The 12,233-nt window shown below is 72.8% G+C and carries 10 protein-coding genes and 1 pseudogene; 8 read left to right on the top strand and 3 right to left on the bottom strand.

Translation table 11 applies throughout. The annotated features are described in order from the left end of the window. Positions 1 to 61: 61 nt before the first annotated feature. Positions 62 to 1,369, top strand: a complete 1,308-nt coding sequence (locus tag DTB53_RS06620; protein ID WP_012380970.1) for an FAD-binding oxidoreductase — start codon at positions 62 to 64, stop codon at positions 1,367 to 1,369. A 22-nt stretch (positions 1,370 to 1,391) separates the two neighbouring features. Here DTB53_RS06620 and DTB53_RS06615 read toward each other — a convergent pair whose 3' ends face one another. Then, positions 1,392 to 1,985, bottom strand: coding sequence for a biotin transporter BioY (locus DTB53_RS06615; protein WP_003969166.1), 594 nt, complete (start codon positions 1,983 to 1,985; stop codon positions 1,392 to 1,394). A 347-nt stretch (positions 1,986 to 2,332) separates the two neighbouring features. Between DTB53_RS06615 and DTB53_RS06610 the strand changes: the two genes are divergently transcribed. The 4 genes and pseudogenes from DTB53_RS06610 to DTB53_RS06595 all read left to right on the top strand — a co-directional run. Further along, positions 2,333 to 3,781, top strand: a complete 1,449-nt coding sequence (locus DTB53_RS06610) for an amino acid permease (RefSeq protein ID WP_012380969.1) — start codon at positions 2,333 to 2,335, stop codon at positions 3,779 to 3,781. Between the two features lie 120 nt (positions 3,782 to 3,901). Next, the gene (locus DTB53_RS06605) at positions 3,902 to 5,368 is read left to right on the top strand and encodes an amino acid permease (RefSeq protein WP_012380968.1); all 1,467 of its coding nucleotides are present in this window, start codon (positions 3,902 to 3,904) and stop codon (positions 5,366 to 5,368) included. 208 nt (positions 5,369 to 5,576) lie between these two features. After that, the gene (locus tag DTB53_RS06600) at positions 5,577 to 6,647 is read left to right on the top strand and encodes a glycerophosphodiester phosphodiesterase family protein (RefSeq protein WP_012380967.1); all 1,071 of its coding nucleotides are present in this window, start codon (positions 5,577 to 5,579) and stop codon (positions 6,645 to 6,647) included. Between the two features lie 99 nt (positions 6,648 to 6,746). Further along, a pseudogene (locus DTB53_RS06595) lies at positions 6,747 to 6,989 on the top strand (epoxide hydrolase); the annotation flags it as partial. A 21-nt stretch (positions 6,990 to 7,010) separates the two neighbouring features. Here DTB53_RS06595 and tkt read toward each other — a convergent pair. Further along, positions 7,011 to 9,236 (bottom strand): transketolase, encoded by a 2,226-nt coding sequence (gene tkt / locus DTB53_RS06590; RefSeq protein WP_012380965.1) that lies wholly within the window; start codon positions 9,234 to 9,236, stop codon positions 7,011 to 7,013. 311 nt (positions 9,237 to 9,547) lie between these two features. On the opposite strand from tkt, the gene DTB53_RS06585 reads away from it, so the two are divergent. The 3 genes from DTB53_RS06585 (at position 9,548) to DTB53_RS06575 (ending at position 11,433) form a co-directional block, all read left to right on the top strand. Next, positions 9,548 to 10,189 carry a superoxide dismutase gene (locus DTB53_RS06585; protein ID WP_003969159.1) on the top strand — a complete coding sequence of 214 codons (642 nt, stop codon included), beginning with the start codon at positions 9,548 to 9,550 and terminating at the stop codon, positions 10,187 to 10,189. A gap of 159 nt (positions 10,190 to 10,348) precedes the next feature. Then, the gene (locus tag DTB53_RS06580) at positions 10,349 to 10,693 is read left to right on the top strand and encodes a metalloregulator ArsR/SmtB family transcription factor (RefSeq protein ID WP_012380964.1); all 345 of its coding nucleotides are present in this window, start codon (positions 10,349 to 10,351) and stop codon (positions 10,691 to 10,693) included. Beyond that, positions 10,690 to 11,433, top strand: a complete 744-nt coding sequence (locus DTB53_RS06575) for a DUF2071 domain-containing protein (protein WP_012380963.1) — start codon at positions 10,690 to 10,692, stop codon at positions 11,431 to 11,433. The genes DTB53_RS06580 and DTB53_RS06575 overlap by 4 nt, the downstream gene beginning before the upstream one ends. A 4-nt stretch (positions 11,434 to 11,437) precedes the next feature. Here the strand turns inward: DTB53_RS06575 and DTB53_RS06570 are convergent, their stop codons facing one another. Then, complete coding sequence (locus tag DTB53_RS06570) at positions 11,438 to 12,157, bottom strand: hypothetical protein (protein ID WP_236586362.1); 720 nt, start codon at positions 12,155 to 12,157, stop codon at positions 11,438 to 11,440. Between the last annotated feature and the right edge of the window lie 76 nt (positions 12,158 to 12,233).

Raw genomic sequence — 12,233 nt, 5'->3', positions numbered from 1 at the left:
GTAATCCGGGGAGGCTTTTCTTCGTACCGCCCAGAACGCGAGCGAAGGAGAGTCGCCCCTCATGGTTTCCGCAGGCGCCGAAGGAACCGCCGTCCCCGCCGGTCCCGCCACGTTCCAGACCGGCTTCCCGATCCGGCCCGACCGGCTGGTCGAGGCCCGCACCCCGGACGACGTGCGGGAGGCCGTGGCGTACGCCGCCGGGCACGGGCTCCGCCTGGCCGCGCATGCCACCGGGCACGGGCTGCCCGGGGCGGTGGAGGGCGGCGTGCTGGTCGTCACCCGCGCCCTGGACTCCGTCACCGTCGATCCGGTCTCCCGCACCGCCACGGTCGGCGCGGGCGCGACCTGGGGCGCGGTGACCGCGGCGGCGCTCCCGCACGGGCTGGCCCCGCTGAACGGCTCGTCGCCCTCGGTGGGCGCGGTCTCCTACACGCTGGGCGGTGGACTGGGCATCCTGGCCCGGGAGTTCGGGTACGCCGCCGACCATGTGCGGGCGCTGGAGGTGGTGACCGCCGACGGGGTTCGGCGCCGGGTCACGCCGGAGCGCGAGCCGGAACTGTTCTGGGGGCTGCGCGGGGGCGGTCGGCGGCTGGGGGTGGTGACCTCGCTGGAGATCGGACTGGTGGCGGTGGAGCGGCTGTACGGGGGTGCTCTCGCCTTCGGCGGGGAGCGGGCGGCCGAGGTCGCGGCCCGCTATCTGGAGTGGACCCGGAGCGTGCCGGACACCCTGACGTCCTCCCTGGCCGCGCTCCCCTACCCGGATCTTCCGCAGGTGCCCGAGGAGGTGCGCGGGCGGTACGTCGTCTCGGTGCGGGTGGCGTTCACGGGGGACGCGGCCGAGGGCGAGCGGCTGGTGGCCCCGCTGCGGGCGATCGGCCCGGCCCTGGCGGACTCGCTGCGCGAGATGCCGTACGCGCAGAGTCCGACGATCCACAACGACCCGCCGTTCCCGCACGCCTACTACGGGGAGGGGCTGATGCTCCGGGAGCTGGACGCGGCGCGGGCCGCGCGGGTGCTGGAGCTGGCGGGCCCCGGGGCGCCGATGATGAACGTGGTGCAGCTGACCCATCTCGGCGGGGCCATGGCCGGGCGGTCGGAGCCGGCGAGCGCGGTGCCCCACCGGGACGCCGGGTTCCTGCTGGGTCTGATCTCCGTACTGGACACGACGGACGTGCCGTCGGTGCGCGCGCTGTACGGGGAGGTGTCCGGAGTGCTGGGCCCGCTCGTCCAGGGGCGCGCGGCCAACTTCTGCTTCGGCGGCGGGGACCGCACGCACGGTTTCCATGAGCCGGAAACGGCGAAGAGGCTCGCCGGCCTGGTCTCCCAGTACGATCCGGCGGGCCTCTTCGGGGGGCCTTACGAGGGCTGAACCCTCGCGTGGGGGAAGCGGGTCAGCCGCGACGGCCGAGCAGCTTCCAGGCGGCCGGCAGGACGCCCATGGCCAGCGCCGCCTTGAGGGCGTCGCCGATCAGGAACGGGGTGAGGCCGGCCGCGACGGCGGCGCTCAGCGACATCCCGGTGGAGAGCGCCAGGTACGGCACGCCGATGGCGTAGATGATCGCGGAGCCGAGGACCATCGTGCCCGCGGTGCGCGGCACGGAGCGGTCGCCGCCGCGGCGGGCGAGGGCGCCGACGACGGTGGCGGCCAGGAGCATGCCGAAGACATAGCCGAGGGACGGCATGCTCCAGCCCGAGGACGCCTCGGCGAACCACGGCACGCCGGCCATGCCGACGAGGGCGTACAGCGCGAGGGAGAGGAAGCCGCGGCGGGCGCCCAGCGCGGTGCCGATGAGGAGCGCGGCGAAGGTCTGGCCGGTGACCGGGACCGGGGAGCCGGGGACCGGGACGGCGATCTGGGCCGCTATGCCGGTCAGGGCCGCGCCGCCGAGGACGAGGGCCGCGTCCACGGCGTAGCGGTGCCGGGCTGCGGGCAGCAGGTCGGCGAGGACCGCTCCGGAGCGGACGGGGGCGGCAGCAGTGCTCATCGGGACTCCGCGGGTGAGGGCAGGTGGGCCAAGAGGGCCCCCGGCCGGGCAGGGTGGGGTCGGGCTCCCGCCGACGTTAGCCCACGGGTTAACGCTCGATCACCATCAGCCGCCCACAAAGCGGCGGTTGCTGCCTTGGTGGGATTCACACAAAGCCGGGGCCGCAATCACTCCGACGCGTGACGCTCGTCACTGAGGTGAGGGGCGCGCGGGCGCATTTTGGCGGGGAGAGCGGGGATCGGCGAGACTGTAGCTTCCCCATAAACGATCAGCTCGCTCTGGTCGGCCCCCGAACGCCCCCGCCACACCCCGCCGCTACCCGCTGATCCGAGAGTGACCCTCCCCCCATGCACGAGGCCCCTCCCCCCACCCCGGCTTCTCCTCCCGCGTCCGGGGCCGTTCCGGCCGAGCCGCTGTCGCACGGGCTCAAGCAGCGCCATCTGACGATGCTGGGGCTCGGCGGGGTGATCGGGGCGGGGCTGTTCGTGGGCTCCGGCGCGGGGATCGCGGTGGCGGGGCCCGCCATCGTGGTCTCGTATCTGATCGCGGGGGCGCTCGCGATGCTGGTGATGCGGATGCTGGGCGAGATGTCCGCCGCGATGCCCGCCTCCGGTTCGTTCTCCGTGCACGCCGAGCGGGCGCTCGGACGGTGGGCCGGATTCAGTGTCGGCTGGCTGTACTGGTTCCTGCTGGTGGTGGTCCTCGCCGTGGAGGCGACGGCCGCGGCGCAGATCGCCCACGGCTGGGTGCCCGGCGTCGAACCGTGGGCGTGGGTACTGCTGTTCATGGTGGTGTTCACCGCCGCGAACCTGACGGCGGTGAAGAACTTCGGTGAGTTCGAGTTCTGGTTCGCCTCCTTGAAGGTCGGGGCGATCGTGGTCTTCCTGGTGCTCGGCGGGCTGGCGGTCTTCGGACTGCTCCCGGACACCGACCCGGTCGGGATGGCCAACCTGACCGGCCAGAGCGGCTTCCTGCCGAACGGCTGGAGCGGGGTCGTCTCCGGGGTGCTGACGGTGGTGTTCGCCTTCGGCGGCCTGGAGGTCGTCACCATCGCTGCCGCCGAGACGGACGACCCGGCGCGCGCGGTGGGGCGGGCGGTGCGCAGCGCGGTGGTGCGCATCCTCTTCTTCTACGTCGGCTCGATGCTGGTGATCGTGACCGTGCTGCCGTGGACCGCGCAGCGGGCAGGGCTGAGCCCGTACGTGAAGGTGCTGGACGCGATCGGGGTCCCGTCGGCCGGACAGATCATGAACATCGTGGTGTTCGTGGCGCTGCTCTCGGCGCTCAACGCCAATCTGTACGGCTCCTCCCGCATGGTCTTCTCGCTGGCGGAGCGCGGGGAGGCGCCGCGCGGGCTGCTGAAGGTCTCGGGCGGGGGCTCCCGGGGAGCGGCGGGCGGGGTGCCGCGGCGGGCGGTGCTGGCCTCGGTGGCCTTCGGTTTCGTCTCCGTCCTGCTCAACCTGGTGTGGCCGGACACGGTGTTCCTCTACATGCTCAACTCGGTGGGCGCGGTCCTGCTGTTCGTCTGGGCGCTGATCGCCGCCTCCCAGCTGCGGCTGCGCGCCCGCCTGGAGCAGGAGGCTCCCGACGCGCTCGCGCTGCGGATGTGGTGGTTCCCGTATCTGACCTGGCTGACGCTGGCCGGGCTGTTCGGGGTGCTGGTGCTCATGCTGACCGACGAGGCGGCGCGCCCGCAGGTGCTGTGGTCGGCCGGGGCGACGGCGCTGGTACTGCTGGTGGCGGTGGGTCGGCAGTGGCGGGAGCGGCGCGGGGATGCGGTCTCCACCGACGGGTAGGCGGGTGTACACCATGTGTGAGCCTGGTGACCGTATAGCGGACACCGGTTCCCTGTGAGCGGTGCGGATGCTCAGACTGTGGGTTCGTCCCTTGTCTCAGCTACCGAACAGAGCCCGTCCATGCCTCGGACCTCCGCGTCTCCCCCCACCGCTGACTCCGCGGCCCCCGCCGGCCCCTCGGCGGACTCCGCGCTCACCCACGGACTCAAGCAGCGCCACCTCTCGATGATCGCCCTCGGCGGGGTGATCGGCGCCGGGCTGTTCGTCGGCTCGGGCGCCGGCATCGCCGCGGCGGGGCCCTCGATCGTCGTCGCGTACGCCATCTCCGGGCTGCTCGTCATGATGGTGATGCGCATGCTCGGCGAGATGTCGGCCGCCAATCCGGCGTCCGGTTCCTTCTCCGTGCACGCCGAGCGGGCGATCGGCCCGTGGGCCGGGTTCACCGCGGGCTGGTCCTTCTGGTTCCTGCTCTGCGTCGCCGTGGGCCTGGAGGGCATCGGGGCCGCGCAGATCGTCAGCGGCTGGCTGCCGGGAACGCCGGAGTGGGCGTGGGTCGCCCTGTTCATGGTGATCTTCCTCGGGACGAACCTGGCCGCCGTGAAGAACTTCGGCGAGTTCGAGTTCTGGTTCGCCGCCCTCAAGGTCATCGCGATCACGCTGTTCCTGGTGCTCGGTCTGCTGGCGATCCTCGGCGTGCTGCCCGACACGGACGCGCCCGGTCTCACCAACCTCACGGGCGACGGCGGCTTCCTGCCGAAGGGCATGGATGGCTTCATCATCGGACTCCTCGCCTCCGTCTTCGCGTACGGCGGTCTGGAGACCGTCACCATCGCGGCGGCCGAGTCCGAGAACCCGGTGCGGGGCGTCGCGAAGGCCGTCCGCACGGCGATGTGGCGCATCGCGGTCTTCTACATCGGCTCGATGGCGGTCATCGTCACACTGGTCCCCTGGGACGACCCGAAGGTCGCCGAGGTCGGCCCCTTCTACGCGATGCTCGACCACCTGGGCATCGGGGCCGCCGCGCAGATCATGAACGTGGTCATCCTCATCGCCCTGCTCTCCGCGATGAACGCCAACATCTACGGCGCGTCCCGCATGGCCCGGTCGCTGGTCGCCCGGGGCCAGGGCCCGGCCGTGCTCGGGAAGATCTCCTCCGGGGTGCCGCGCAACGCCGTGCTGTTCTCCTCCGTCTTCGGCTTCGCCTGCGTGCTGCTCAGCTACTGGCGGCCGGACGACGTCTTCCCGTGGCTGCTGAACATGATCGGCGCGGTGATCCTGGTGGTGTGGATCTTCATCGCCGCCTCCCAGCTGATCCTGCGCGGCCGCACCGAACGGGAGGCGCCCGAGAAGCTGGTCGTGCGGATGTGGTTCTTCCCCGTCGGCACGATCGTCGCCCTGGCGGCCATGGCGGGCATCTTCCTGCTGATGCTGCGCCAGCCGGACACCCGGGACCAGCTGCTGGCCACGGGCGGGCTGACCGTCGTGCTGATCGTCATCGGCCTGGTACGCCAGCGGCGCCGGGGCGGTGACGGCGTGAGCGGCGACGGCGGCGACGGCACGGCCGGGATCCCGGCGCAGCGGAAGTAGCGCCCGCTCCCGCACGGCCCCTACGAACGCCGGGCTCCTCCTCGTACGATCGGGGCGGAGCCCGGCGTTTCGGCGTCCGGCGTTCCGGTGTGCGGTTCCGGCGCCGCCCGCATCCGTGGCCAACAGGACATCGCGGGGCCGGTCACCGTACGCCGGGCCGTCATCCGCCCTCGCTTCCGTGGTGGCTCCACCCACCCGAGGAGCCGTCATGTCCGTTGCCCCCAGGCGCCGTTCGATCCTCCTGGCCACCGCCGCCGTCACCGCGGCGGCCACCGCCCCGGCCGTCGCCGCACCCGCCGACGGACGTCGTCCCCACCACCGGTCGGGGCCCCTGGTCATCGGGCACCGCGGGGCGGCCGGCTGGCGGCCCGAGCACACCGCCGACGCCTACACCTATGCCGTACGGGCCGGGGCCGACTGGATCGAGCCGGACCTCGTGCCGACGAAGGACCACGTCCTGGTCGTACGGCACGAGAACGAGATCGGCGGCACGACGGACGTCGCCGGACGCCCCGAGTTCGCCGACCGCCGCACCACGAAGACGGTCGACGGCAAGGCGGTGACCGGCTGGTTCACCGAGGACTTCCTCCTGCGGGAGCTGAGGACGCTGCGCACGGTGGAGCGGCTTCCGCTGGTCCGCGACCGCAACACGGTCTTCGACGGGCGGGGCTCGGTGATGACCTTCCAGGAGGTGATCGACCTGGCCCGGCGGCTGTCTTGGGAGTCGGGCCGGCGGATCGCGGTGTTCCCGGAGACGAAGCACCCGACGTACTTCCGCTCGATCGGCCTGCCGCTGGAGGAGGAGCTGATCCGGGTGATCCGGCGGAACCGGCTGACGGCCCGGGACTGCGTCGTCCAGTCCTTCGAGCCCACCAGCCTGCGCCGGGTGGCCGCGGCACGGCTCGGCCTCCCGCTGTGGCAGGCGCTGGGCACGAGCGGCGGCCCGTACGGGCACGGGGTCGCCTACCGGGACATGATGACCCCGGCCGGGCTCCGCGAGATCGCCTCGTACGCGCAGTGGATCGGCCCGGACAAGTCCTCGCTGGTCCCGCCGGGCACGCTGCTGGCGGACGCCCACGCGGCGGGCCTGAAGGTCGGCGCGTACACCTTCCGGGCGGAGAACCAGTACCTCCCGGCCGCGTACCGCCGGGGCAGCGCGCCCACCGCCTTCGGGGACGCGTTCGCCGAGTACGCCTTCCACTACGGGCAGGGCGTGGACGCGGTGGTGACGGACTTCCCGGACCTGGCGGCGCAGGCCAGGGACGACCTGCGCGGGTAGCGCCGGGGTCCTGGCCCTGACGCCGGCGCGGAGGCCTGAGCGTGCGGAAGGCGGTGGGGAAGTCTTTTGGTGACAGCGCCGTCTCCCGTCTCCTCCCGCTCCCACGACCGCACCCCGGTCGTCCAGGCCCCGGTGGGCCTCACCCTCGTCCGTCACGAGAACCCGCCCGGGGTCCGCACCGCCGACGAGCGCGTCCGGGCGTTCCGGAACGGCCCGCAGGCGGACTGGTTCAACCACGTCAACGTCACCGCCCACGACCACGGGGGCCACTTCATCCCCTGGGAGAACCCCGACGCGTGGGTGAACGACCTGCGGCGCACCTTCCGCGGCCGCAGGCCCTGAACGACGTGGTCGCGCCGCCGGCTAGCCGATGTCCCCCGGACCGCCTCCGGTCGGGGCCGCGCCGTGGCGCTCCCCGCCGGGCCGGACGGGTCCGGACGCCGCGCGGACGCTCTCCCGCGCGGCGTCGGCGACGGCGCGGGGCGTGATGCCGAACTCCTCGTACAGGCGCTCGTAGGGGGCGGACGCCCCGAAGTGCTCCAGGCTCACCGTGCGGCCCGCGTCCCCCACCACGTCCCGCCAGCCCTGGGCGACAGCGGCCTCGACGCTCACCCGGGCCCGGACCCCGGGCGGCAGCACCTCGTCCCGGTAGGCGTCCGGCTGGTCGGCGAACCACTCGCGGCAGGGCATCGACACCACGCGCGCGTCGATCCCGTCGGCGGCCAGCGACTCCCTTGCCTCCAGGGCGATGTGGACCTCGGATCCGGTGCCGACGAGGATGACGTCGGGGGTGCCGCCCCGGCTGTCGGCGAGGACGTAGCCGCCGCGTGCCGCTCCCTCGGCGGAGGCGTACGCGCCGTCGCCCCCGCCCCGCTCCAGGACGGGCAGCGGCTGGCGGGTCAGGGCGAGTCCGGCGGGCCGGTCGTGGTGCTCCAGGACCGTGCGCCAGCACACAGCGGTCTCGTTCGCGTCGGCGGGCCGCACGACGTCGAGGCCGGGGATCGCGCGGAGGGCGGCCAGTTGCTCGACGGGCTGGTGGGTGGGTCCGTCCTCGCCCAGGCCGATGGAGTCGTGGGTCCAGACGTAGGTGACCGGGAGCTTCATCAGGGCGGCGAGCCGGACGGCCGGGCGCATGTAGTCGCTGAAGATCAGGAACGTACCGCCGTAGGGGCGGGTGAGGCTCTGGAGCGCGATGCCGTTGAGGATGGCGCCCATGGCGTGCTCGCGGATGCCGAAGTGGAGCGTGCGGCCGTACGGGTTGCCGGGGAACTCACCGGTCTGCTTGGACTCGGGTACGAAGGACGGCTCGCCCTCCATCGTGGTGTTGTTGCTCCCCGCGAGGTCGGCCGAGCCGCCCCACAGTTCGGGCAGCACGGGGGCCAGCGCGGTGAGCACGTCGCCGGAGGCCTTGCGGGTGGCGATGCCCCGGGGATCGGCGTCGAAGACGGGGAGGCTGCCCCTCCAGCCCTCGGGGAACCTGCGTTCCCGGAGCCGGTCGAGGAGTGCGGCGCGCTCGGGGTGGGCGGAGCGCCACTCCTGGTAGCGGGGCTCCCAGGCACGACGGGCCTCGGCGCCCCGCTCCCGTACCGCACGCGCGTGTTCGAGCACGTCGTCCTCGACGGCGAAGTCGGCGTCCGGGTCGAAGCCGAGCAGCTTCTTGGTGGCGGCGACCTCGTCGTCGCCGAGCGCCGACCCGTGGGCCTTCCCGGTGTTCTGCTTGGTGGGCGCGGGCCAGCCGATGATCGTGCGCAGCAGGATCAGGGAAGGCCGGCCGCGCTCGTTCTTCGCGGCCTCGACGGCGGCGAGCAGGGCGTCGACGTCCTCGACGTAGTCGCCGGTCCGGGTGAAGTCGACCGTCTGGACCTGCCAGCCGTACGCGGCGTAGCGCGCGGTGACGTCCTCGCTGAAGGAGATGTCGGTGTCGTCCTCGATGGAGATGTGGTTGGAGTCGTAGAAGACGATCAGATTGCCGAGCTCCTGGTGTCCCGCCAGGGAACTGGCCTCGGACGTCACGCCCTCCATCAGGTCGCCGTCGGAGGCGACGACGTACACGTGGTGGTCGAAGGGGCTCGTGCCGGCCGGGGCGTCGGGGTCGAGGAGGCCGCGCTCGCGCCTGGCCGCCATGGCCATGCCCACGGCGGAGGCGAGCCCCTGCCCCAGCGGCCCGGTGGTGATCTCGACGCCCCTGGAGTGCTGGTACTCCGGGTGGCCGGGCGTGGCGGAACCCCAGGTGCGCAGCGCCTCCAGGTCCGTCAGCTCCATGCCGTAGCCGCTCAGGTACAGCTGGATGTAGAGGGTGAGGCTGGAGTGGCCGCAGGACAGCACGAAACGGTCCCGGCCGAGCCACTGGTCGTCGGCCGGGTCGTGCCGCATCACCTGCTGGAACAGCAGGTACGCCAGCGGGGCCAGGCTCATCGCGGTGCCCGGGTGGCCGTGGCCGGCCTTCTGCACGGCGTCCGCCGCCAGCACCCGCACGGTGTCGACGGCGCGGATGTCGAGCGGCCCCCAGCCCGCCGCGTCCGCGAGGGGCGGGGCCAGTCGCGGATCGCGACCGTCGTTCGGGCCGTTCGGCGTTTCGCGGGGTGCCATCAAGTCCTCCTGATCAGCGGGGCGGGCGACAGGCAGCGCGGCCGTGCTCCCGGCCCCGGGCAGCCGGGCTGTCCGGCCGGGTCCCCCGGAACGACGGGACCAAACGCGCGACGGCGTACGCAGCACTGAACAAGGAGCAAAGCACCTCTGTCGGGCAAACCGGAGGAAGAGGGAGGAAGAGGAAGGACGGCGCTGCGAGTCCTAGGCCGAAGGGCTGATCACTTACGGGCCACTCCTGCTGTTAGCCTGCTCTTGCATATAGCTTGCAATAACAACTGGACGGCATTCCCAGCAGTCGGAGGGCTCGCATCATGGCCACGTACACGCTCCCGGAACTCCCGTACGACTACGCGGCGCTCGAACCGGTCATCAACCCGCAGATCATCGAGCTGCACCACGACAAGCACCACGCCGCGTACGTCAAGGGCGCGAACGACACCCTGGAGCAGCTGGAAGAGGCCCGCGACAAGGAGGCCTGGGGTGCGATCAACGGCCTCCAGAAGAACCTCGCGTTCCACCTCTCCGGCCACATCCTGCACTCGATCTACTGGCACAACATGACCGGCGACGGCGGCGGCGAGCCCCTCGCGGCGGACGGCGTCGGCGACCTCGCCGACGCGATCACCGAGTCCTTCGGCTCCTACGCGGGCTTCAAGTCCCAGCTGACGAAGGCCGCCGCGACCACCCAGGGATCCGGCTGGGGCGTGCTCGCGTACGAGCCCGTGAGCGGCAAGCTGATCGTCGAGCAGGTCTACGACCACCAGGGCAACGTCGGCCAGGGCTCCGTCCCGATCCTCGTCTTCGACGCCTGGGAGCACGCCTTCTACCTGCAGTACAAGAACCAGAAGGTGGACTTCATCGAGGCGATGTGGCAGGTCGTCAACTGGCAGGACGTGGCGAAGCGTTACGCCGCCGCCAAGGAGCGCGTGAACGTGCTGCTGCTCGCCCCCTGACGTGCCGCCGGCGCACCCCAGACGCCCTGCCTCGTGATCGTCTTCTCAACCTTCACCCGGGCAGGCGGATGAACGGAGAGCCCCCGCGAGGACGTGACTCGCGGGGGCTCTCCCATGCGGGCTCCTTAGACATTTAGCTCATGTGCTAAACATGCACCCATGGAATCACGCGCCCTTCCGGCCGACGAAGAGGCGAGCGCCTTCCGCGCGCTCGCCGATCCCACCCGCCGCCAGATCCTGGAGGACCTGCGGGGCGGCGAACTGGCCGCCGGGGAGATCGCGGGCCGGTTCCCGATCAGCGCCCCGTCGATCTCGCGCCACCTGGGCGTGCTCAAGGGCGCCGGGCTCGTCACGGAGCGCCGGGACGCCAACCGCATCCTCTACTCCCTCGCCGAGGAGCGGCTCGCCCTGTGCGTGGGCCGCTTCCTCAGCGCGGTCTGCCCCGAGCAGATCGTGCTCCGCACCACCAAGTGGCGCTCCGCGCCGGAAGGCGACGCCTCATGATCAGGCCTCGGCTGGCGAGCGTCATCGAACGCCGCCTCCTGGTGAACTACCGGGTGGACCCCCACGTCGCGGCGGCCCTGCTGCCCGCGCCGCTGCGCCCCCAACTGGTGCGCGGCCAGGCGGTGGCCGGGATCTGTCTGCTCCGTATCGGCGGCGTCCGTCCCGCCTGGGCCCCCGCCGCGGCCGGGCTGACCAGCGAGAACGCGGCGCACCGGATCGCGGTGGAGTGGGACGGGCGAGACGGCGTCGAGCGTGGCGTCTACATCCCGCGTCGCGACACCGCCTCCCGGCTCAACGCCTTCGCGGGCGGCCGGATCTACCCGGGTGAGCACGGCCGCGCGGACTTCGCCGTGCGGGAGGACGCCGACTCGGTACGGGTGGCCTTCGCGACCAGGGACGGTGAGGTGGAGGTCGACGCGACGGTGGAGCCCGCCGACGAGCTGCGCGGCAGCGGGCTGTTCACGGACCTGGCGGAGGCGTCGGAGTTCTTCCGCCTCGGCGGGCGGGGCCTCTCCCCCAGCACGCGCGGGGACCACCTGGACGTCCTCGAACTCTCCACGGACGCCTGGAAGGTGACGGCGGGCCGCCCCCGCTCCGTACGCTCCTCGTTCTTCGAGGACCTGGACCGCTTCCCGCCGGGCAGCGCGGTACTGGACAGCGCGCTGGTGATGCGGGGCGTCGCGGCGGACTGGTCGCAGGGGGAACCGTTCCGGGTGGAGTGCGGGGCGGGGGCCGCGTAGGGGGTCACCGGTCGGCGGATCCGGGGCCGCACCGTCCGGAGAACAGGACGGCGGGTGGGCCGACGTCATCCGGCCGTGCGCCGTCGACGCGCAGGCACGCCTCGTCGGGACTCCGGTCGCTGAGCGGGTAGTGCGGTGCGACCTGCACGGCGAGCGGGGTGACGCGTCCGGCGCGGTGATGCTCCGCCGGCCGCGTACCGCCCGGGAAGCGGCCCGCGAGGACGCCGAAGGCCACGACCCCGTCCCCCTCGGCGACGGCCTCCCGGACGTCGAACCGCCAGTGGCGCGCGGCATCGGCGAGCAGCCGCCTGCCCTCGGCCCCGGACGCGGCGAGCGGACCGGTGTGGTGTCGGACGTGGTCGGCGAGGGCGCAGCAGAGGGGGACGGCTTCGGCGTACGGGGTCCGCACCCGGGTGCGCCGGTCGCAGGCGGCGAACGCCAGGGCGTCGTCGAGCAGACCGAGGGCGGTCGCCCCCGCGTCCGGAGGACCGTCCCGCACGATGGCGAGCAGGATCGGCGCGGCGGTCACGGCGGCGGGAAACACGGTCCCGCTGTGATCGTGCAGAAGCCCGCCGCCCGCCAGGAGCGAGCCGGCCCCGGCGGCCCGGACGAGCCCCGACGCGGTGGCGAGGGCGCGCAGGCCGGCGGCGACACGGTCGGGCTCGTACAGGCCGCGGGGGCCCGGCAGATCGCCCCAGTTCACCGCGTCGATCGCCTCCAGCACCCGCGCATCGTCCCATCCCGGCCGGACGGGAAACACGTCGCGTGGCATCCGGCCCGAATGCCACGATGATCCACGC

Source organism: Streptomyces griseus, assembly GCF_900460065.1.
Taxonomy (GTDB): Bacteria; Actinomycetota; Actinomycetes; order Streptomycetales; family Streptomycetaceae; genus Streptomyces; species Streptomyces griseus.
The sequence above is the reverse complement of the archived record's forward strand: the minus strand, read 5'-3'. Positions and strand labels throughout refer to the sequence as shown.